This is a genomic window from Nonomuraea sp. 10N515B (assembly GCF_052245915.1).
GTDB lineage: Bacteria > Actinomycetota > Actinomycetes > Streptosporangiales > Streptosporangiaceae > Nonomuraea.
Genome location: NZ_JBQQBQ010000059.1, coordinates 1 through 20,761 on the forward strand (window position 1 = coordinate 1; position 20,761 = coordinate 20,761).

Annotated in this window: 22 protein-coding genes; 8 read left to right on the forward strand and 14 right to left on the reverse strand. The window is 68.5% G+C overall.

From position 1 onward, the window contains the following. Positions 1 to 1,034, reverse strand: a 1,034-nt coding sequence (locus tag ACTWQA_RS47315) for an NAD(P)/FAD-dependent oxidoreductase (RefSeq protein WP_443165408.1), incomplete at its 3' end; no start/stop codon positions are given. A 140-nt stretch (positions 1,035 to 1,174) separates the two neighbouring features. On the opposite strand from ACTWQA_RS47315, the gene ACTWQA_RS47320 reads away from it, so the two are divergent. Together ACTWQA_RS47320 and rpsO are read left to right on the forward strand one after the other, a co-directional pair. Continuing rightward, positions 1,175 to 1,789 carry a TetR/AcrR family transcriptional regulator gene (locus tag ACTWQA_RS47320; RefSeq protein ID WP_443165409.1) on the forward strand — a complete coding sequence of 205 codons (615 nt, stop codon included), beginning with the start codon at positions 1,175 to 1,177 and terminating at the stop codon, positions 1,787 to 1,789. A 348-nt stretch (positions 1,790 to 2,137) separates the two neighbouring features. Beyond that, complete coding sequence (gene rpsO / locus ACTWQA_RS47325; RefSeq protein WP_443165410.1) at positions 2,138 to 2,407, forward strand: 30S ribosomal protein S15; 270 nt, start codon at positions 2,138 to 2,140, stop codon at positions 2,405 to 2,407. 100 nt (positions 2,408 to 2,507) lie between these two features. Here the strand turns inward: rpsO and ACTWQA_RS47330 are convergent, their stop codons facing one another. The 3 genes from ACTWQA_RS47330 to ACTWQA_RS47340 form a co-directional block, all read right to left on the reverse strand. Further along, complete coding sequence (locus ACTWQA_RS47330) at positions 2,508 to 2,921, reverse strand: SRPBCC family protein (protein ID WP_443165411.1); 414 nt, start codon at positions 2,919 to 2,921, stop codon at positions 2,508 to 2,510. Between the two features lie 82 nt (positions 2,922 to 3,003). Further along, the gene (locus ACTWQA_RS47335; protein WP_443165412.1) at positions 3,004 to 3,384 is read right to left on the reverse strand and encodes a hypothetical protein; all 381 of its coding nucleotides are present in this window, start codon (positions 3,382 to 3,384) and stop codon (positions 3,004 to 3,006) included. Further along, the gene (locus tag ACTWQA_RS47340; protein WP_443165413.1) at positions 3,381 to 3,938 is read right to left on the reverse strand and encodes a MarR family winged helix-turn-helix transcriptional regulator; all 558 of its coding nucleotides are present in this window, start codon (positions 3,936 to 3,938) and stop codon (positions 3,381 to 3,383) included. The genes ACTWQA_RS47335 and ACTWQA_RS47340 overlap by 4 nt, the downstream gene beginning before the upstream one ends. Positions 3,939 to 4,506: 568 nt before the next feature. Between ACTWQA_RS47340 and ACTWQA_RS47345 the strand changes: the two genes are divergently transcribed. The 5 genes from ACTWQA_RS47345 to ACTWQA_RS47365 all read left to right on the forward strand — a co-directional run bounded on the left by ACTWQA_RS47345 (position 4,507) and on the right by ACTWQA_RS47365 (position 8,716). Continuing rightward, positions 4,507 to 5,100, forward strand: a complete 594-nt coding sequence (locus tag ACTWQA_RS47345) for a dihydrofolate reductase family protein (RefSeq protein ID WP_443165414.1) — start codon at positions 4,507 to 4,509, stop codon at positions 5,098 to 5,100. Between the two features lie 52 nt (positions 5,101 to 5,152). Continuing rightward, the gene (locus ACTWQA_RS47350) at positions 5,153 to 5,476 is read left to right on the forward strand and encodes a YciI family protein (protein ID WP_443165415.1); all 324 of its coding nucleotides are present in this window, start codon (positions 5,153 to 5,155) and stop codon (positions 5,474 to 5,476) included. After that, positions 5,473 to 6,708 carry an RNA polymerase sigma factor gene (locus ACTWQA_RS47355; RefSeq protein WP_443165416.1) on the forward strand — a complete coding sequence of 412 codons (1,236 nt, stop codon included), beginning with the start codon at positions 5,473 to 5,475 and terminating at the stop codon, positions 6,706 to 6,708. Before ACTWQA_RS47350 ends, ACTWQA_RS47355 begins: the two co-directional genes overlap by 4 nt. Positions 6,709 to 6,969: 261 nt before the next feature. Next, positions 6,970 to 7,227, forward strand: a complete 258-nt coding sequence (locus ACTWQA_RS47360; RefSeq protein WP_443165417.1) for a DUF6069 family protein — start codon at positions 6,970 to 6,972, stop codon at positions 7,225 to 7,227. 133 nt (positions 7,228 to 7,360) lie between these two features. After that, positions 7,361 to 8,716, forward strand: a complete 1,356-nt coding sequence (locus ACTWQA_RS47365) for an MFS transporter (protein ID WP_443165418.1) — start codon at positions 7,361 to 7,363, stop codon at positions 8,714 to 8,716. A gap of 202 nt (positions 8,717 to 8,918) precedes the next feature. On the opposite strand, the gene ACTWQA_RS47370 is transcribed toward ACTWQA_RS47365, so the two are convergent. Together ACTWQA_RS47370 and ACTWQA_RS47375 are read right to left on the reverse strand one after the other, a co-directional pair. Next, positions 8,919 to 9,419, reverse strand: a complete 501-nt coding sequence (locus tag ACTWQA_RS47370; protein WP_443165419.1) for a pyridoxamine 5'-phosphate oxidase family protein — start codon at positions 9,417 to 9,419, stop codon at positions 8,919 to 8,921. Positions 9,420 to 9,454: 35 nt separating this feature from the next. Continuing rightward, entirely contained in the window at positions 9,455 to 10,672 is a 1,218-nt protein-coding gene (locus ACTWQA_RS47375; RefSeq protein WP_443165420.1) for an MFS transporter, read from the reverse strand. Positions 10,673 to 10,856: 184 nt separating this feature from the next. Between ACTWQA_RS47375 and ACTWQA_RS47380 the strand changes: the two genes are divergently transcribed. Continuing rightward, the gene (locus tag ACTWQA_RS47380) at positions 10,857 to 11,777 is read left to right on the forward strand and encodes a LysR family transcriptional regulator (protein WP_443165421.1); all 921 of its coding nucleotides are present in this window, start codon (positions 10,857 to 10,859) and stop codon (positions 11,775 to 11,777) included. A 105-nt stretch (positions 11,778 to 11,882) separates the two neighbouring features. On the opposite strand, the gene ACTWQA_RS47385 is transcribed toward ACTWQA_RS47380, so the two are convergent. From ACTWQA_RS47385 to ACTWQA_RS47420, 8 genes are all read right to left on the reverse strand, one after another. Further along, positions 11,883 to 12,839 (reverse strand): cyclase family protein, encoded by a 957-nt coding sequence (locus ACTWQA_RS47385; RefSeq protein WP_443165422.1) that lies wholly within the window; start codon positions 12,837 to 12,839, stop codon positions 11,883 to 11,885. A gap of 284 nt (positions 12,840 to 13,123) precedes the next feature. After that, positions 13,124 to 13,570 carry a MarR family transcriptional regulator gene (locus ACTWQA_RS47390; RefSeq protein WP_443165423.1) on the reverse strand — a complete coding sequence of 149 codons (447 nt, stop codon included), beginning with the start codon at positions 13,568 to 13,570 and terminating at the stop codon, positions 13,124 to 13,126. Between the two features lie 151 nt (positions 13,571 to 13,721). Continuing rightward, positions 13,722 to 14,075, reverse strand: coding sequence for an ArsR/SmtB family transcription factor (locus ACTWQA_RS47395; protein ID WP_443165424.1), 354 nt, complete (start codon positions 14,073 to 14,075; stop codon positions 13,722 to 13,724). Continuing rightward, complete coding sequence (locus tag ACTWQA_RS47400) at positions 14,072 to 14,350, reverse strand: SRPBCC domain-containing protein (protein WP_443165462.1); 279 nt, start codon at positions 14,348 to 14,350, stop codon at positions 14,072 to 14,074. Before ACTWQA_RS47400 ends, ACTWQA_RS47395 begins: the two co-directional genes overlap by 4 nt. A gap of 140 nt (positions 14,351 to 14,490) precedes the next feature. After that, positions 14,491 to 15,408 carry an ABC transporter permease gene (locus ACTWQA_RS47405; RefSeq protein WP_443165425.1) on the reverse strand — a complete coding sequence of 306 codons (918 nt, stop codon included), beginning with the start codon at positions 15,406 to 15,408 and terminating at the stop codon, positions 14,491 to 14,493. Beyond that, positions 15,401 to 16,591 carry a quaternary amine ABC transporter ATP-binding protein gene (locus tag ACTWQA_RS47410; RefSeq protein WP_443165426.1) on the reverse strand — a complete coding sequence of 397 codons (1,191 nt, stop codon included), beginning with the start codon at positions 16,589 to 16,591 and terminating at the stop codon, positions 15,401 to 15,403. Before ACTWQA_RS47410 ends, ACTWQA_RS47405 begins: the two co-directional genes overlap by 8 nt. Positions 16,592 to 16,595: 4 nt before the next feature. Next, positions 16,596 to 17,555 (reverse strand): ABC transporter substrate-binding protein, encoded by a 960-nt coding sequence (locus tag ACTWQA_RS47415; protein ID WP_443165427.1) that lies wholly within the window; start codon positions 17,553 to 17,555, stop codon positions 16,596 to 16,598. Continuing rightward, positions 17,555 to 20,716 (reverse strand): DUF3604 domain-containing protein, encoded by a 3,162-nt coding sequence (locus tag ACTWQA_RS47420; protein WP_443165428.1) that lies wholly within the window; start codon positions 20,714 to 20,716, stop codon positions 17,555 to 17,557. Before ACTWQA_RS47420 ends, ACTWQA_RS47415 begins: the two co-directional genes overlap by 1 nt. Between the last annotated feature and the right edge of the window lie 45 nt (positions 20,717 to 20,761).

Sequence of the window (20,761 nt, forward strand, 5' to 3'; positions counted from 1 at the left end):
ATGTCCAGCTCGGCCGCCGCCGACGGCAGGCCATGGACTTGGATCTTGACGCTGTACTGGTCGGTCCAGAAGTACGGGATCGGCGTGTAGGGCCGGTCGGCGCCGAGGATGTTGGCCGCGACCACCTGGGCCTGCTCGGTGGCGTTGGTGCGGTTCTCCAGCCGCAGCCGCCTGCCGAGCCCCACATGCTCGAAGGAGGCCACGTCGCCGACGGCGTACACGCCCTCGGCCGCGCGGCAGCGCGCGTCGCATTCCACTCCGTCGCCCAGGCTGAGGCCGCTGCCGGCCAGCCAGCCGGTCGCCGGGCGGGAGCCGATGGCCACCACCACCACGTCGGCGGGCAGGAGCTCGCCGGTGGCCAGCCGCACTCCGGTGACCCGGCCGTCGGTGCCGGTCAGCTTGTCGACCGCGACGCCGAGCCGCAGCCGGACCCCGCGCTCGGCGTGGGTGCGGGTGAGCAGGCCGCCGACCACATCGCCGAGCTGCTCGCGCAGCAGCGTCGGCCCCATCCCGGCGAGGGTCACCTCCAGGCCCATGCCGCGGGCGGTGGCGGCGAGCTCGGCGCCCAGGACGCCCTCGCCCACGACCACGACCCGGGTGCCGGCGGTCAAGTGGGCGCGCAGGGAGAGCGCGTCGTCCAGGCTGCGCAGCACGTGCACGCCCGCAAGGTCGTCCTGGCCAGGCAAGCGGTGCGGCGTCAGACCGGTGGCGACGACCACAGCGTCGGCTCCCAGCACGCGGCCGGAGGCAGTGGTGACCGTCCGCCTCGCCGCGTCCAGCGCGACGGCGGGCTCGCCCTGCACGAAGTCGGCGGCCAGGGCTTCGAGCTGGGCCGCGGTGCGGAGCTGGGCGCGGCCCGGCTCCCAGGCGCCGGCCAGGACCTGCTTCGACAGCGGCGGCCGGTCGTAGGGGAGGTGCAGCTCGGCGTCCATCAAGGTCAGCCCGCCCTCGTGACCGAGTCTGCGCAGAGCCTCCGCAGTGCTCAGACCAGCGGCTGACGCACCGACGATCAGAACGTGTCCAGGCGAGGTCACGAGGCGCTACTCGGGTTGACGGCGGCGGCCTGGCCGGCACGTGTCCACATGTGTCGAGATCCCTTCGTCATCCTGCCCTCCACATTAGCCTACAGATGTAAGAAAACTTGCATATGTCGTCATTAGATAGACTGGCACGTGTGGACACCGTCAGAGAGAGCAAGGCCTCATCGGGTGACCGGCGCGTGCGCCGTACGCGATCAGCCCTGGCACGCGCGCTGATCCAGCTGGTCGAGGAGCGGGATCTGTCCCGGATCAGCGTCTCCGATGTCGCCGAAGGTGCCGGAGTGAGCCGCTCGGCCTTCTACGACCACTACCGGGACGTCCACGAACTGGCCGAGGACGCCTGCACCGCGATGATCGACGGCTTGATCGAGTCCCTGCCCGCCCCCGACCTCCCATCGGCGGACCTGGCGCAGGAGGCGATCCCGTCGCTGGCGGCGTTCTTCGCCAGCCTCGCCGAGCACGCAGGGCTGTATCGCGCTCTGCTGGGGTCACAAGGCAGTGCGCGCGTCATCGGCCACATTCGCCACCGCATCGCCGTGGTCATCCATGACCACCTGGCCGCGGCCGACACCGGTGAGTGGACGGAGCGCGTCCCGCATGACGTCGCGGCCGCGTTCACGGCCGGCGCGCTGATCGGTGTGGCCGTCGACTGGCTTCAGGGCGGATGTTCCCGGACCCCTGCCGAGATGGCCGAGGTGACCTGGCCGCTCTTGAACGCGCATTACCGCATCTATGAGGAGGGCCGGTGACGGCCGGCGTACACCGGCGTCTGGCTCCGCTCAGGCCGACACGCGCTGGATGACGTGCGGAGACAACGAGGTGGGGGACAGGCGCCGGAAAATCAGTTGCGCTTGGCGCATCGACCAGCCAAGGATCGGCCCAACGGTACGGCGAGCGGAACCGCCGGCCGCCTTTCTGGACCATGTCGCGCGTACGGGGAGGAGAACCGGCATGTTGCCCGACTCTGATCAATGCAGCAGAGAAATCCCTGGTCAGCGTGAACATGCTCACCCGGCCCCGCGGCCTTGACACATCCGGCCCCCGATGCGGCCGCCTGACTACGCGCGCTGACCGACCTCCAGAGATCAAGGGAGATCATGGCGCTCGACGACGCGCGGAAGAAAGCGATCATTGCGGAGTACGCAACCTTCGAAGGTGACACCGGTTCACCTGAAGTGCAGATCGCGCTCTTGACCGATCGGATCGCCGACATCACCGCGCATCTGCGCACCCACCAGCTGGACCATCACAGCCGTCGCGGGTTGCAGATGCTCAACGGTCGCCGCCGGCGACTGCTGAAATACCTACGCAAAATCGACATCGAACGCTACCGACACCTCATCCAACGGCTCGGCCTGCGTCGATGACACCCGTGCCGGGGGAAACGACCGCAACACCGCTTCCCCCGGCACCTGCTGGTCTAGGTCCTCACCAATGCCGAACCAGGGGGTCACATGGATAAGTGGCTCAGCTGCGTGCTGCGGCCTCGATCGCCTGCTTCATCTCCCATGCGCCGTGTTCGATGCGCATGCGGATCTCGGCGGTTTGCGTGTGTGGCAGCACGTTAGTGGTCCAGATCAGCCGGCCCGCTTCGTCGCCCTCCGGGCGGACTTCGAACGAGGCGTGGTGGTGCTCGAGCGGGGGTCTCGCGCCTTCAACAACGGAATAGGCCAAGCAGCGGGAATCATCATCGATCGTGACAATCAGCTCGCGGATGACGTGCCCGTCGGGAAAGGTCAGGAACCGCTGGTCGCCCTCCAGCCGGGTGCCGATGACACGGCCCGGCAGCAGGCGCTCGTGCACGGCTCCGACGTCGCGCAGCACATCCCAGATGTACTCGGGGGACGCGTCGATGATGATCTCGTGGCGGATGGAGGCCATGACGCCGGGGACTCCTCTCGGGATGGGGCAGCTCCTCGCCGGCGTGTGACGGCCTTTGACGCCTGCCCTGGGGCGCGTCGTTTCATGGCTCGATTTGGGCTTTCATCGGCTGCCAGGGCGAGGCGTCGAACAACAGCATGATCGACACGATCTTGCCGCCGTCCAACCGGAAGTGCTCGGCCGTGCGCTGAGTGCCGACCGGCGTCGCGGTGTGCACGTCGTACACGAGCGTGGCCTCCGCTTCGCCGTACAGCTCGCTGATCAGCTCGACACCGCTCACGATCGACACGAACCCCGGCAAGGCCGCCAGATGGCCCGTCCGATCGTCGGAGGTGATGAACGGGCTCTGGAAGCGGAACGGCTCTCCCAGGTGCGCCGCCGCCGCGGACACCTCGCCGCGGAAGCGGGCCTCGTGATAGCCGCGCACGGTGCGACGGGTCTGTTCCTGCGCTGTCGTGGTCATGACTGCTGTCCAATCTGGCGCAGATGGTCGGCGAGGCGATGCTGGTTGGCGGCCAGCCGCAGGCACAGGTCGCGCAGAACGACCAGTTCTTCGGGAGTGAATCCGTGGAACATCGCCCGCATGGCAAGCTGCGATGGCCTGCGGAATGCCTCCATCCACGCCCGCCCGGCAGGTGTGATCTCAGCCAGAACCGAACGTCGATCCTTTGGGTCGGGGACCCGGCGGACCAGCCCGTCGTGCTCCAGCGTGTCGACCAAGCCGGTGGCGTTGCGGGAGCTGACCCCGGCGGCCCGGGCCAGCTCGCCGATGCTGATGCCGTGCTCGCTGCTGTTGAGGCGAATCAGCAGGTCGAGCGCGCCCGCGCTGACCCCTCGTCCCTGGGAGCCGTGGGCGCGCATGCGCTCGACGGCATGGTTGGCGGTGCGGACGGCGGCGCCCGCTTCGAAGGTGAGCAGGTCTTCGCCGCTGTCGGTGAACTGGGTCATCGCGGCCCTGACCCGAGGATCGTAGAGGAGGCCGTCAGAGTCGCGCTCGTAGATGTTTACGTCCTTCATTATGAAGTAGGATAATAGTACGTACTTCTATACTTGCCAATCCATGCTTGAAGCGAGGCAGACCAAGTACGAGAGAAAGGGACAGTGGGGTGTTGAGGTGCTGCCAGAAGGTGCGTTTGTCGGATGATGTGACCTACGCCTGGCCTGGTCGCGGCTTGATGAACGCAGCCGTTCGGCAGGATTGATCACCCTGGGTGTCGGCGTGTACTTCGACCCCCTGCTGAAGGAGGTCGACGCCGACGCAGTGCTCGGTCTGACGCCCGCATCCAGCGCTTCGGCGGCTACGCCACCGACGAGGTTGTCCACGCGCCCGAGCCGTTCGACGCCCGCCACCACTGGTCAGGATCTTCGCGATCGACCTGGTCCACGAGCTTGTCCGCACTGGGCGCGTTTGAGGAAGCGGAGCGCGGGCGCCGCGACACTGTCGTGCTGTCGGATCGCTGACGACCGGCGTCCCGGAAAGTTCTCCAAAGAAGTCCGGGAGGAGGTGTCGGATCGGGGCGGTGGCGTTCGTAGCAGGGATGAGGCCGCCCGCAAGGGGCGACGCCAAGGTGAAGGAATAGCGATCATGAAGCTGACGACCGTGACTCAGGTCACCCTCGATGGAGTGATGCAGGGAAACGGCGGTGCGTCGGATGAGGACCGCAGGAACGGATTCGAGCGCGGCGGATGGGCACGGGGGGCGGGTGACGACGAGACCAGGACGTTCATCACGCAGACCTACCAGCGCGCCGAGGCGTTCCTATTCGGCCGGCGCACCTACGAGTTGTTCACCTCCTGGGACCAGGCACATCCCATCGGCGTGGCCTTGAACAAGGCCCCCAAGTACGTTGCCTCGACCACGCTCACCGCGCCGCGTTGGGAGGACACGACCGTTCTCCGCGGTGACCTCGCGGCGGCCATCAGTGAGCTGAAGGCCAAGCCCGGAGGTGAGCTGCAGGTGCACGGCAGTGGCATCCTGACCCGGTGGCTGCTGGAGAACGATCTGGTCGACGAGATGATTCTGATCGCGATCCCGGTGATCCTCGGCCAGGGCACGAGACTGTTCCCGGAGACCGGTCCGGACCTTGCGCTCGACCTGGTCGAGTCGCGGGTCGACTCGAAGGGCGTGACGATCCAGGTCTACCGGCCGGCCGGGCGCCCGCGGTACGCACGGGCCTGAAGTCCCTACCACCGAACCACGCTGTCTTGACGCCATAGGAGATGATCTTCAGATGCAGTACCTGGTTTCCGTGATCGATGACAAGAGCAATCCCGGCAGCACGGACAGGCGGCCTGCCATCAGCGCGTTCAACGAACGACTGATCGCCGAGGGCTACTGGGTTTTCGCGGGCGGACTCGCGGACACCGACGCGGCCACGGTCATCGACAACCGGGGCGAGCAGGCGGTGTTCAGCGACGGGCCTTTCGTGGAGTCGAAGGAGTACCTCGCCGGCGTCTGGGTGTGGGAGGCCCCCGATCTGGATGTGGTGCTCAAGCTCGCCGCCGAGGCGTCGAAGGTCTGCGATCGGAAGATCGAGGTGCGGCCGTTCCTGTGAGCGACCTCGAGGAGGCGATCATCCGGGCCCACCACGACGAGTGGGCGCGGGTGGTGGCCGCCCTCACCAGGCGTTTCGGTGACCTCGACATCGCCGAGGAGGCGGCTGCCGAGGCGTTCGCGACCGCCGTGGAGCGGTGGCCGGCCGACGGCGTACCGCCCAACCCCGGCGCCTGGCTGACCACCACCGCCATTCGCAAGGCCATCGACCGGATCCGGCGCGAGAACAGACGCGACGACAAGCACAAGGAGGCGCAGATGCTGCACGACAACACCCCACCCGAGCCGCTGGGCGCCATCGACGACGACCGGCTCCGGTTGATCTTCACCTGCTGTCACCCGGCGCTGGCGGTGGAAGCGCGCGTGGCGTTGACGCTGCGCATGGTCGGCGGTCTGACCGTGCCCGAGATCGCCCGTGCCTTCCTGGTGCAGGGGACCACCATGGAGCGGCGCATCACCCGCGCGAAGGCCAAGATCAAGGCGGCTGGCATCCCCTATCGGATGCCGTCCGCCGACGATCTGCCGGCTCGTGTCGCCGGCGTCCTGGCCGTCCTGTTCCTCGTCTTCAACGAGGGCTACCTGGCCAGCGGCCCCGACACCGATCCCGTACGACACGACCTGACCACCGAGGCGATCCGGCTCACCCGCCTGATCCGCGCGCTCCTGCCGCAGGACGGAGAAGTGGCCGGGCTGCTGGCGCTGATGCTGCTCACCGAGGCCCGCCGCACCGCCCGGACCTCGGCGAACGGCGAACTGGTCGCGCTCGACGAGCAGGACCGTGGGGCCTGGGACGCGGAACTGATCGCCGAAGGTCATCGGCTGGTGCGCGAGCGCCTGGCCGCTGCCGCTGCCGGGGTGGCTCCGGGTCGCTACCAGATTCTCGCGGCGATCAACGCGGTGCACACCTCCGCCCGCGACATCCGCGACACCGACTGGTCGCAGGTCCTCGCCCTCTACGATCAGCTCGTCCGCCTCGACCCCTCGCCGATCATCGCCCTCAACCGGGCCATCGCCGTGGCCGAGCTCGACGGGCCGGAGGTGGCACTGGCCATCGTTGACCGCCTCGCCGAGGCGTTGGCCGGCTATCACCCCTACCACGCCACCCGCGCCGACCTGCTACGCCGGCTGGGCCGAAGTCAGCAGTCACGCGCGGCCTACGAGCGGGCCATCGAGCTGGCCGGCAACACCGGCGAGACCGCCTACCTCACCCGCCGCCGCGCCCAACTGCAGTAGCGCCCGCGTTTGAAGAGCGCACGTGATACGGCGATGAAAGGCGACGCGGAACGCGGCAGTATTGACATGTTCAGACGCCAACCCTTCTCGCCGAGCAACGGCGCAGGATTCGGGGGCGCCGGGTTGCGGCGACCTACGGACCGCTCCATGCCGGAGATCCCGGAAAGTCGCACGCCAACGCCAATGCAGACGCCGTCCCGGCAGGCCTATTCCGGTTCGGCGTCGTCCTGTGCACCGCACTCGGATTCGTCCTTGCGGTAGGTGTCGTGCGTCGAGCCGCCCGGCCGCAACAGACCGCCGCAACAGACCTTCGTCCGGGTCGCACTCGCGCTGAGCACGGTCTGGTTCACGCTCCCGCTTGCTCCGAGCCACACGACAACATCGGCCAGGCTCCTGCTCGCAGGTGGTCATGTACTGGCAGCGGCGATCGTCATACCGGGCCTGACGTGGACACACGCGCCGGAAGATCTCGACGAAATTTCTGTGGGCGGTGTCGGATCGGGTCGGGGGTGTTCGTAGTGGGGGTGAGAGGCCGCCCAGGAGGGGCGCCCCGACGGAGCCGAGAAGGACGTTCCTCATGACCACCTTGACGGAGCCGGGCACAGTCTCCACACGCCGCTCCAGCCGCCGGAAGTGGGCGATCCTGGGGCTGGTGCTGGTTGCCGACGCCCTCGACGTGATCGATGCAACAGTCACGAACATCGCCGCCCCCACCATCGCCAGCGAGCTCAACGGCGGTGAGAGTCTGATCAAGTGGTTGGGACCGGCGTACATGCTCGCCATGGGTGTCCTGCTCGTAGTCGGCGGACGGCTGGGTGACAAGTTCGGCCAACGCAGGCTTTTCCTGATCGGCATGGGCGGGTTCACCCTGGCCTCGGCAATCGCCGGGTTCTCACCTGACCCGGCCCTGCTCATCGCCGCCCGGGTTGCTCAGGGAGCGTTCGGGGCTCTACTCATCCCGCAAGGCATGGCGATCATGACGAAAGCGTTCGACCGCGACATGCTCGCTAAGGCGTTCGGGCTGTTCGGCCCGGTTCTCAGTATCTCCAGTGTCGGCGGCCCGGTCCTGGCCGGTTTCCTCATCAGCGTCGACGTGTTCGGTCTGTCCTGGCGCCCGATCTTCCTCATCAACATCATCCTTGGCGTTATCGGGCTGATCATGGCCGTCAAGATCCTGCCGCGTGACGACGACGCCGACCGGTCCACTGTCGTCGACGGCTGGGCCTCCGGCCTGCTTGCGGTAGCCATGCTCGGGCTGCTGTATGGCCTGATCGAGGGCTCGACCAATGGCTGGAGCGCCGTCCCTGTCGTCTCGATCGTCGTCGGCGTCCTGTTCTTCGCTGCCTTCGCCTACCGTCAGCGCACCGCGACCCACCCGCTCATCAAGCCCTCGCTCATGAAGAACCGGGGGTTCACTTCCGGATTGCTCGTGTGCCTGGTCGCCGTCGCCGCCGGCACCGGCCTGCTCTTCGTGCTGTCCCTGTTCCTGCAGGAGGGGCTGCACGTCAGCCCGAGGGACACCTCGCTCGGTCTGGTGCCGCTCACCCTGGGGCTCGTCGCCGCCGGGTTCGCCGCCATGGGTGGCCTGGTCGCCAAGCTCGGTCGCCGGCTCGTCTTCATCGGCCTGGCCGTCGACCTCGTCGGTTGCGGTTGGGTACTGGTCCTTGTCACTTACTCCGGGACGAACGTCAGTCTCTGGGCGCTGGCCCCGGCGTTCTTCGTCATCGGCGTCGGCATTGGCCTCAGCTTCGCCACGATCCCCGTCGTCGCTCTCGGCGACGCGAAACCTGACGAAGCAGGCAGCGCCAGCGGCTCGTTCAGCTCGATCCAGCAACTCGCTTCAGCGATCGGCTCGGCCGCGGTCACCTCGATCTTCTTCCAAGCCGCAACCTCCGGACCGGGCCACGCGATGAAAGTCAGTCTTATCGTCGTTCTGGCCGTCACCGCCCTCAGCCTCCCGGTCGTCGCCCTGATGCCCCGCAAGGCACCATCAGAACCCCAGCAGTGAGCAAGCGGCCATCCTCGCCGCCTGGCTGACCACCACCGCCAACCGCAAAGCGATCGACCGGATCCCCATCGAAACCCCGCGCGCAGCGGCAGGTGTTCGGGGAGCAGCGCGATGACCTGTGGCTCGCACGAACGCCGCCGCCCTCGCGCCGCGGTGGGGGTCCGGGCGTGGGCGATCCGCCCAACGCGGGCGACCTCGGCGCTCAGGCAGACTGACGCTCCTCCCGCTGCCGGATCAGTTCCTCGACCGCGCTCGGCAGGGTCGTCTCGAAGTCGATCAATTTCGCCCAGGTCGGGGTCACGACGATCCGGACCATGCCGTCGTGGTAGAGGGAACGCACCTCCGCCTCCCACTCGACCCGTTGCTCGGGCGTCATCTCGTAGGTGCTGGTCGTCTGGAGGTACTCGTCCGGGATGCCATCGACGAAGTCCAGCTCGGCCCGGCCCCGGATGAGCAAGATCTTGGGCGGGTGCACCTCGGTGTCGATCGTCAGGGCGACCATCGGGTTCTCGCTCAAGGCCTGGAGCTTCGGAGCGTTCTTCGGGGTGCACATGACGATCTCCGAGCCGTTCCAGGCAAAGATGATCGGGATGTTGCGGGGTGTGCCGTCCTTGGCGACGTAGGCCAGGCGGGTCATGTCGCGGGCCAACAGCTCCCGGCTGAGCGGCCGGTTCAGAACCTCGGTGACCTCGTACGATTCCACGGTAATTCCTCTCATTGTTGTTTCTCAGCGTCGGTTCAGGGGCGTTCGGCCACTGCTTGCGGAGTCGTCGGTTGTGGTCTGGGCGGCGGGGTCCCGTTCGACAGGCGCAGGGCCGGGTTGAGCAGCGCGGTGACAGCGAGCGACGCCACCGCCATCACGGCCATCGCCGCACCCGCGGGCAGGTACTGCGCGACCAGCCCGGCCAGCGTGGCGCCGGCCGCCTGCATCGCCTTCATACCGGTGACGTGCAGGCCCAGCGCCTGACCGCGAACGTCTTCGCCGATCAGCGCGATCAGCCGTTCCTGCAGCAGCAGCGTGGATGCGAAGCCGATCGACGCCACCGCGACGACGCCTGCCGCGACCGGCGTGCTGAGCGGCAGCGCGAACAGCAGGTACGGCAGCGCGAGCAAGAATCGCAGCGGGGTGACGTACCGCCGCCGCCCCTGTGGCGACATGAACCGCCCGGCGGCCAGATCGCCGAACAGCATGCCCAGCGCCGCCGCGACGAACAGCGCGGCGGCGGACCGCGGCGCGTAGGGCACGAACAGGGCCTCGCAGCCCACCACCAGGCCGTTGGGCACCCACGTCGCCAGGTAGACGGCCCGGCGGGCCGGCGTGGACAGCAGGTGCCGGTTGACCTGCCAGGTGGCCGCGACGGACGGGCGGCCGGACGCCCGCGCCGGCCGGGCGCTTAGTCCCCACCGCAGCACCAGAGCCGCGACGAAGGCCAGCGCCGCGCTGATGGCCAGCGTCGCACGCGGCGACACCACCGCCAGCAGGATGCCGCCGAGCGCGAAGCCGGCGATCTGCATCGCGCCGACCGAGATGTTGAGCGCCGAGCGGCCGAGCACGTACCCGTTCGGCGGCACGATCTCGTTGAGCAGGCCGTACCGGACACCGCCGCCGATCGAGCTGACCAGGCCCAGAGCCAAGATCACCGTGAACATCGCCCACAGCGGCATGCCCGGCATGGCCAGCGCCAAGCCGGCCAGGCCGCCGGCCAGCGCGGTCAGCGTCAGCGCCGCACGCGGTCGCACCCGGTCGGCCACTGACAGCAGCGTGGTGGCGCCGACCAATTCGGCGAACGACGGCCCGAACATGCTCAACGCGGCCAGCAGCGGGGAGTCCGTGCGGGCATACACCAGCGTGGCGAGCGCCAGCCCGTTCAGCGTGGTCGAGGCGACCTGCGCGCACGAGGCTGCGAACAGTGGGGTGAACTCGGGCGTTCGAAACAGTTCCTGGTACGTACGCATTGCTGTGGATTCCCTTACTCTCGTCCGCCGTCGGGCCTTCACAGCATCCGGGGGCCGCCACTGGCTCGGCCGTTGTGGTTGACCCGGTCATCCAGCCCATCTCGGCTCACCGTCGAGCCTGCACCCAAGAGGGCTTATGCGTCTAATGCCACCTTTAGCGAGAATTCATCGATAGGATTAATGAATGCTCGACATCGTCCGGCTTCGCGTCCTGGCGGCGGTCGCCGCCCACGGCTCGGTCACCGAGGCGGCCAAGACGTTGCACTACTCCCAGCCCTCGATCAGCCACCATCTGGCCCGGCTGGAGGCGGCGACCGGAGCCAAGCTGATCCAGCGCGTCGGGCGTGGCATCCGGCTCACGCCCGAAGGCGAGCTGCTCGCCCGCCGCGCGGCGGAGATCGTCGGCCGGGTCGACGCGGCCGGCGCCGAACTGGCCGCCCACCTCGGGCTGCAGACCGGCCGGGTCCGCCTCGCGGCCTTCAGCTCGGCCTTGAGCGTCCTGGTCCCGCCCGCGGCCATGGCGCTGTCCCAGTCGTACCCGAACATCGAGCTGCACCTGGCCGACGCCCATCCCACGGTGGCCCAGCGGCGGCTGCGCGACGGCTCCGCCGACCTGGCCATCGTGCACCGCTACGACGACGACGTGCCGGACGACGGCATCCGTTACTCCTATCTCCTCGATGACCCGATGTACCTGCTCAGCCGGCACCCTGGACAGACGCTCGCCGACCACCGGGACTCGGCGTGGATCGCGGGCTGCGAGAACTGCCGGGGTGAGCTGCTCCAGTTCTGCGAAGCCGTCGGGTTCACGCCGCGCATCACCTACACCAGCGACGACATCGTCGTCGAGCAGGCGTTCGTCGCCGCCGGGCTCGGGGTCACCACCATGCCCGGCCTCGCGCTGCGCTCGCACCACGCGGACGGGGTTGTCGCCAGCGAACTGACCGAGTTCCGGCGCCGCATCTACCTCGCCACGTTCGGCGAACCACCCGACCCGCCCGCCACGACCGCCTTCATCACCGCCCTGCGCACCACCACCAACGCCCTCCATCTGGGGGAGACGTCATCGCGCGGCTTACATGGGTCTTGGCGGTCAGGTGGCTGATGGTCAGGTGCTGGATGATCAGCACGGCGTGTCCTCACCGACCACGATCGCGTTCCAGGTGCGGGCCGGGTTCTTCATGGCGTCGCACGCCCTCGTGAACCGCGGTCAGAATGTGGCGATCGGGTTGACTGGGCTGCCGGACGTACCGGCGAAGCGGACCGGCGCGACTGCGAACTGGAAGTCCCACTGGCCGAGCTCGGCAGCCGTCGTCGCGCACACCTCCAGGTCGCAGTTGTCGAGCATCCACAGACCCATCGCGACGAGGCTCACGGCGTGAACCGGCATCAACACGTCTTCGTACCCCGACGGCTGAACGTCCTGGGGGGTGTCAGCGCCGATCAGCGCGACCTCCCGTTCATGCAGCCATGGCAGGCAGGACGCGTGCCAGCCGGCCTGCGTGAAACCGCCGGCCTCACCGGCCTCGTGCCGGACGCGGCCATAGCCGGTCCGCAGGAGCACTGCATCGCCGGATCGCACCCGCACACCCTGGCGACGTTCGGCCTCCTCGAGATCGTCGGGGAACACACCCTGCCCCGGTTCCAACCGCGGCACATCGCGGACCCTCGCAATGTCCAGCAGGACACCACGCGTGATGATCCCGTTCGCCGCCGCCGTGACGGCCGCCCACGCCGATCCCGTTGCGGCGTCGACCAACGAGTGCGACCGCCCGTTGTACATCGTGCCGTCCCAGAAGATGTGGCACGGCGAGTCGAGGTGGGTGATGGTGTTGCCGTGGAACGTGATGCCGAGCCGCTCGTTCGAATAGCCCCAGTGCCGGTCGTTGCGGAATCCGGGCAGCGGCATGTTCTCGGCACCCGGCATGTCGGCGGCGCACGGGCACGTCGTCGTCGACCGCTCCATGTCTTTCGGTACGGCAACCTCCCATGCGCACGACACGCTCCTGCCGTGGCGCACGGCCCGTGCCGCCGCCAGCCGGACGTCGTCGGTGATGTGGTTCAGAGCGCCGAGCTCGTCGTCGTCGCCCCACCGTCCCCAGTTCGACAGCGTGTTGAAGTATCCGAGCACGTCGTCCTGTGTGGGTATCGGTCGCCCTGCCGTCATCCCAGCATCGGCTCCTCCGGTCACGCGATTCGAGGCACCGAAGGCAGGGTATCCCGCCCTCTCCTTTGACATGCCAAGGTCCGCTGAGCGGGCATGGTACTAGATCAGTGGGCCGCTTGAGCGCCTGCCAGCCACGTGAAGACGACCCCGATGCCGCCGGACACTGCTGCCGCTGAGGGCGCCGCCCATTCCCAAGCCACATCGGCATGGTGGTGCTGCCCCCCTTCTCCGGTACGTGGTCTGCCCTCGCAGGATTAACGGTCCCCGCCGAAGGCCGCGAGAGATCATGACTGGCGCCCGGCGTTCCGCTCGGCCTGGCTCTGCTGCCACTGCTCCATGACCTTCCGGAGGGTCGCGTTCACGAGGAGCAGGAACTCACCAGAGGTGGCGAAGCGGGCGCCGGCCAGGGTCGCGGCCCCGAGGATCTCCGCCGCGCGCTGCGATTCGGCGACCAGGGTGTCGTTCATTTGCAGAGACGCAAGGGTGGACCGGACCCAGAGCTCGTCGTCGATGACATAGCGTTCACGGCGCCCGCCAGGAGCTCGTTCCCGCTTGAGTAGTCCCTGCTGTTCGAGGAAGGCGACGGTCTGCGAGATCGACGCGGGGCTGACGCGAAGCCGCTGGACCAGGTCAGCGGCTCCACCACCTACGCCGACCCGGACAACCAGCTCGTCGGCATCCTGCTCACGCAGACCGGGATGTCCACCCCGGATTCGGCGCGGGCCAACCACGACTTCTGGACCACCCTCTACCAGGCAATCGACGGCTGACCCGCCCACTTGGTCGTGGGCGGTCCCACCGCGTGCGAGAGCCGCGATCGAGGTGCACTGGTCCTGGAACTCCGCCCGACCAGGGAAAATCGAGAAACGGTGACCGATTTGTCTAGCGTGAATCCTGCTCTGCCGCCTCGGCGACGCGCTTGATGTTCGCCAGTCGCCGATCCCAGTCGGACGCGAGCGCGGCCATCCACCGCGCCGTCGCGTTCAGTGCCGCGGGCCGCACCGCGTACCGTACCTCGCGTCCCACCCGGCTACTGGAAACCAACCCGGCGGCGTCCAGGACGACGAGGTGCTTGACCACCGCCTGCCGAGAGACGGGAAGTCGCTCGGCGAGCGTCGTCGCGGTGGCCTCGCCGTGTGCGGCGAGGAGATCGAGCAGCTGACGTCGCGTCGGGTCGGCCAGCGCCACGAGCACGCTGTCGACCGCCTCGGCGTCGCCGCGAGGTTCGTCTGTCACACGGATGACTCTTCCGCGCGCGTCTTGAGCGCGTCCAGGCACTGGGGCCAGCCGTACGTGTGGTCCTTCAGGTTCTGGCTGCGCAGCTCTTCGGAACCGGCCAGCGCCGCGAACCCGCTCTCTACGACGCGCAGCCGCGTCTGCTCGCCTTCCTGGGTGAGGGTGAACTCCACGAGAGTGCTGTTGTCCTCGCGCAGCTCTTGCCCAGGGAACGCGCTGGTCCAGCGGTACGCCACATACGTCGGCGGCTCGACCTTTCCACGCGCACCGGGTATTCGCCGTGTTCGGAGCTTTTCGCCACCATCGACTCACCCTCTCTGGCTACGGTGCCGCGATCAGGATGTCACGTTCAATGCGATCCTCAACGACAGTGCCTTGGGCTCGCCCAGCAGCCGCAGGAACGGGCTGCTCGCCGTTATTTCGGGGCTGGGGCCACAGGGATGAGGAGGCCCTCTTCGGGCGTCGGAACGGAGTCAGGGAGCGGACGCGTTCGCCGGCGTCGAGCCCTGCCGCGGCGGTCGCTGAACGCGGCCGACACCCGGTCGAGGTAGATCGCGAGGATCACGACGGACAGGCCGCCCTCGAAGCCGCGTCCGATGTCGAGCTGGGTGACCGCCTCCACGACCACCGCGCCCAGGCCGCCGCCTCCGACCATGCCGGCGATCACGACCATGGACAGCGCCATCATGATGACCTGGTTGACCCCGGCCATGATCGTGGGCATCGCGAGCGGCAGCTGGACCTCACGCAGGATCTGCCGGGACCGCGATCCGAAGGCGTGCGCGGCCTCGATGATCTCAGCATCCACCTGGCGGATGCCGAGCTCGGTGAGCCGTACGGCGGGCGGGATCGCGAATACGGTGGTCGCGACGACGCCGGGCATGACACCTATGCCGAAGAAGAAGACGGCCGGGAGCAGGTAGACGAAGACGGGAAGCGTCTGCATGAAATCGAGCAGAGGGCGGACACCGGCGCTCACCCGTGTGCTGCGCGCCGCGGCGATGCCGAGCGGGATGCCGACGGCGACGGCCGCCACGGCGGCGACGATGACGACCGCGAGGGTCTGCATCGTCGCGGTCCACATCGCCATCGACTGGATGAGCAAGAAGGCGAGGCAGGCGATGAGCGGGGGTTGCCACCGGCGCGTCGCCAGCCACGCGAGCGCGGTGAAGAAGGCCAGCAGCACGAGCGGATGGGGGCGGATCAGCAGGAAGTACGTCGCGTCGACCAGCTGCAGAATCAGTGTCGAGGCGACGTCGAACACGCCGGAGAAGTGCTCCTGGAGGAAACGGACGGCGCTCTCGACCCACGTGTCCACCGGCAGGTCAGGCATGAGCCGTCACCTTCTTCGGGCTCGCCAGGGACGAGAGGATGGCGGCGCGCGGCACCACCCCGAGCAGCCGGCCGTCTTCGTCGACCGTGGCGATCGGGACCGTGTGACGCCCGGCCAGATGACAGAACTCGACCAGCGGCCGATCCACCGGCACGGTGTCGTAGTCCTGCACCAGGCAGTTCCGCAGATCTTCCTCGCCGTTCCGCAGGGCGTTCGCCAGCAGGTCGTCCCGGGCGACGCCGAGGATGCGGCCCACCTCGTCGAGGACGAAGACGCCGTTCATCTCGGCCGCTTCCAGACACCGCAACACCTCGCCGGGACTGTCCGACAGTCGTGTGGTGGACCACGGCGGGCGCAGCACCGAGGCGGCGGTGAGCACACGTGATCGGTCGACGTCCGCGACGAAGTCGCTGACGTAGTCGTCGGCCGGCGAGGACAGCAGATCCGGCCCGGTGTCGCACTGCACGACGCGGCCGTCCTTCATCACCATGATGCGGTGCCCGATTCGCATCGCCTCGTTGAGGTCGTGCGTGACGAAGACGATCGTCCGCTGGTCTTCGGCCTGGAGCGTCAGCAGCAGTTCCTGCATTTCCCGCTTGATCAGCGGGTCGAGGGCACTGAACGGTTCGTCCATGAGGAGGAGGTCGGCGTCGGTCGCGAGTGCGCGGGCGAGGCCGACGCGCTGTTTCATCCCGCCGGACAACGCCTCCGGGTGGGCATCGCCGCGGTCCCCGAGGCCCACGCGCCGCAGCGCCCAGTCGGCCCGCTCGAGCCGTTCCCTGACGGGGACGCCGCGCACCTTCAGGCCGTATGCGGTGTTCTCGCGGATCGTCCGGTGCGGGAACAGCGCGAAATGCTGGAACACCATGCTGATCCGGCGATTGCGCAGCTCCCGCAGGTCGTCGGCGGCCATGGCCGGCACGTCCTGGCCGTCAATGGCCAACCGTCCGTCCGTGGGCTCGACCAGCCGGTTGATCATACGGAGCACGGTCGACTTTCCCGAGCCGGACAGGCCCATGATGACGAACAGCTCTCCCCGCTGGACGGTGAAGCTCACGTCGTCGGCGCCGAGGAAGCCGCCGGCGTGCCGTACGGCCTCGTGTCGCCGATCACCCGTCAGCAGCGGCAGCGCGCGGTTTCGCGGCAGCCCGTACACCTTGCTGAGGTGACTGGCCTCGATCATCTGGTCACCCCTTTCCGATGACCACGTCGGCCGCGGGCTTGCCGTCGACGCTGGTGACCCCGTTGAGCCACGTCCGCAGCACGTCGGGGTTGGCGCGGATCCAGTCCGAAGCCACGGTTTCGGCCGGCTTCTTCTCCTTGTCCACACTCGAGATCCACTGCGACGCGGTATCGGCTTCGACTCGGATCTGGGAGAGGAACCGGTACAGGTTCTTATCGTCGGTGGCGAGGCCGTGGCGCGTGAGCACCCGGATCTCACCGGCGCCCGGCCATACGCGCTTCGGGTCGTCGAGGAAGTTGAGCTTGAACTCCGGCACCATCCAGTGCGGACTCCACCCGAGGAACACGGCCGGTTGCTGCTTCGCCGCGCGGCGCGTCACCTCGGCGAGCATCGCCTCGGTGCTGCTCTGCACCAGCTTCCAGTCGCCGAGTCCGTAGGCGTCCTTCGCGATCGCATCACTGATGATCTTGTTGCCGGGTGTGCCCGGTTCGATCCCCAGAATCTGCCGGCCGAACGCGTCCGCGTGCTTGTCCAGATCGGCGAGCGAACGCACCCCGAGTTTCTCGGTGACGTACCCGGGCACCGCCGGCGCGTACTCCGTGCCGGTGAGCAGAGTCCCGGCGACCTCTACCTTCTTGTCGTCCAGCAGCTTGCCGAACACCGCCTGCTGACTCGGCCACCAGTTGCCGAGATAGGCGTCCGCCTGCCCGGTCGACAGAGCCTGCCCTGCCAGCGGCACCGACACCTCCTGGGCGCTGGTCTGATAGCCGAGCCGATCCAGCACCTGGGTCGCGATCTTCGTCTCCACGACGAGGTCGCTCCACGGCTGTTGCACGAATCGCGCGACCTGCTTGCCGCCGGAGCTGGAGGTATTGGCGAACCCGTCGGTGTCCGCACCGCTGCACCCAGCGAGCAACGCGGCAAGCACCGCGAGCGCGATCGGGCCGAATGATTTCCTCGGCATCACTGAGACCTCTCTTCCACAGGAGCGCCGATCCAGATCGGCGAGGACCATGCCATCTCGCCGTCGGTCTGGTAGACGCGCACGTAGTACCAGGCCGGCGCGTCTGGTACGTGCTGGTGTGTGCCCGAGCCCGGCACGTGCTGGTGTGTGCCCGAGCGCGGCATGTCGGTCCAGCGCACGCGCTGCTCACGGTCGCCGAGGCCGGTCAGCCCGCCGACGCCCGGCTGCAGCCGCAGCCGCCCCGGCCCCTTGAGCGGCACATCGACGACATGGCCATCGAGCGCGCCCAGGGTCGTGGTGACCTCGCCCTGCGGCGTCTTCACGACCACCGTGGCGCCGGGCGGTCCGACCAGGGTGAACTCGACGCCGCCGCGCTGTGCGCCGTACGGCTCACCGAAGCTCTTGGTCGTGTTCGCCCAGCAGACGCGCTGGCGGTCCACCTCGATGATCTCTGGACTCCAGTACGGTGTCTGCAGCACTTCGCCGCCGAGGATGCTGACGGACCCGCTCCAGTCCGTGGTCACCGGGCTCAAACCCCACTCGACCCGCACCGGGACGGCGATCCAGCGCGGCGGCAGGCCGAGGTCGGGAAGCACGGTGTGGACGACCTCGCCGTTGCGGACGACCTCGATGCGGGCCAGGTCACCGTACCCGCGGGCGTACATGTCCAGTTCCACCGGATCGCTCCGTTCGGCCTCGCCGCCCATGAAGACGTCGCCGATGCGCGCATCGACGACGATGCCGCGCTGGGTGGCAGCGAACACGCGCCGGTGGTAGAGCGCGTCGAACACCGCCGCACGGTCGAGCCGTTCGGCGTAGGCGCCGACGTAGCTGGCACCGTGCCCGTGGTCGGAGGACGCGATGAGTCCGAATCGCTGCCCGCGGCGCAGGCCGTCCAGGACGAACGTGCCTGGAAGCGTGCCGTCGGCGTACTGCCGGAAACAGCCATCGTCCTCGTAGTTGCCGCGGCAGGCCTGGAAGACCTCGACGACGCGCTGGAACTGCGGGTCGTGGTAGTCCCAGTCGAACGGCACCATGGCCGAGCCGGGGTGGTGCGGAATAGTGATCGCCGGAAACTCCGGATGCCGGCGAAGGCCGTCCCACAACCCCGTGGGCGTTTCCGATCCCTGCGCGTAGGCCGAGAAGATCGGTGCGCCGCGTCGCACGTCCCCGTAAATGACGTTCTGGTGGCCCATGAGCCCGGTCCACTCGAAGCCGTACAACGGCACAAAGCGCCCGTCGACCCGGAAAAGGTCGGCCATCTTCTGGATCGACCACCACTGATACTCCGTGCTGTTCTCGGAGTGGTCGGTGACCGCCCAGAAGTCGTACTCGCACACGTCCCACGAGTAGCGGTAGAAGTCCTCGAGGGACGGCTCGTCGCCGGAGGTGCAGCGGCTGATGAGGGAGTGGCGGTGCAGGTCGCCCCAGTACAGCGCATAATCCTTGCCGTCCACGGTCGTCCGGTAACGAGTCCGGTCGGCATCGGCCCATCCGCGTGCCTCTCGTCGCTCGTCGCTGTGGACGATCTCGAGCCTGCGCGTCGCGATCGCCCGTCCCGCCGCGGTCAGCGTCGCCGCTCTGATGGCGCCGGTCCCGTGCATCCCATGCCAGATGACCTCGCCGTGGTGCTCCAGCAGGAACGGGCACTCCCGGCCGCCGAAACCCTCGGTCCAGGCCAGCGCGCGCTCCAACCGGTTGTCGGTCTGCCACGCCACGAGGGCGCCGCTCGGCAGCGGGGCGAGCGCCGGTTCCTCGAGCGTCCCGTCGCTGGCGGCGAGTGTGGCCGGCGGTGACCAGCCGTCCGGGCCGAGCGTCTGGGCGGCGACCTCCCAGTAGTAGGTCATCAGGGGAAGTCTCCGGTGGATCCGGTACGCCACGGTCAAGCCGCCCCCGGGGTCGGCGACCAGGCGGGGCAGCCCACCCGGCACGACGTCGAGACCGGGCGCGAGCCGGCCTTCCGGTTCGTACAAGCCGTCGTTGTCGAGGCGTACGACGCGAATCGAGGCGGAGATCTCCGGCAGCAACTCCGGGGGGATGAACTCCCCGCTCTCCCGCATTCCCAGGACGCGCGGCGCGTCCGCGAGCCGGTCGGCCGGCCGCAACCGGGTAGGACCGGAGCCGCCGTGACCGGCGACGGTGATGACGTCGAAGCCGCACCAGACGGCGCAGTCCGCAGTCACGGCGAGGCTGGGATGCAACGCGTAGTCGCTCCCGCTGGTCACCGGACGCGGGTCCGCGAGTGCGCCGGCGGGGTCGGAGCGGCGGACCACGATGCGGTAGGCGCCTTGGCGGTACTCGCACCAGGCGTAGATGCTGCCGCCCCCCGGCGCGGCGGCCACCGCGGGATCCCAGACATTCCCGTCGGCCCCGTCGCTTCCCTCGCTTACTAGGCGTGTCTCCGACCACGCGCCGTCGCGCCACCGGCGAGCATAGATGCCGAACCGCTTGCCCAGCGGACCCTGCCAGCAGACCTCGACGCCACCGTCGACGTACGCGATCGCCTCCTGGTTGAACGACGGGTGACCGGTCGTGCTGACCCGTTCTTCACGGGTCCAGCCACCCTGTTCACGGCGGCGGCAGAAGACCGATACCTCGCCCTCGTGCCCGCGAGCGTAGAAGACCCAGGGGCGGCCGTCGGCGTCGAACAGCGCGGTGGGGCGAAAGCAGTCGGCGGGCTCGCCGGAGAGCACGATGGGGTCCCCTTCGGCCGGCGTGCCCTCGTGGAGCCCGTCGAGGAGCAGCGCCATCACGCGATCGCCGACGTCCTTCTCCCACTCGATCCAGGCGTGGAGAACACGACCGTCCGGTGTGGTCGCGACGCTGGGACGGGTGGCGGTCCCGGACGCCCACACGCTTGCCCCGGCCGATCGGCGATGCCCGTCGAGACGTGGCGCCGAGGAGAGCGCCACCTCGGCGCGCTCGAGGAACTCGGTAAGCCGGCCGCCGCCCTCGTCGACCCACATGTAGCGCAAGGGGTCCGGATCGAGCAGCGCCTCCACGCCGGACACGTCGAGGCAGTCCTCGATCGCCGTCGCCATCCGCCGGTTGAACGCGAGCACACGCTCCAGATCCATCCGCTGTTCCGCGGTGTACTCCCCGGTGTGGTGGTCGATCCCGCAGCAGCCGTGGCCGCCATGTCCGCCGTGCTGTCCGCCCACGCCATGCCCTTTCCGAAACTCGGGTCGTCTGCTCTCGCGCACCGC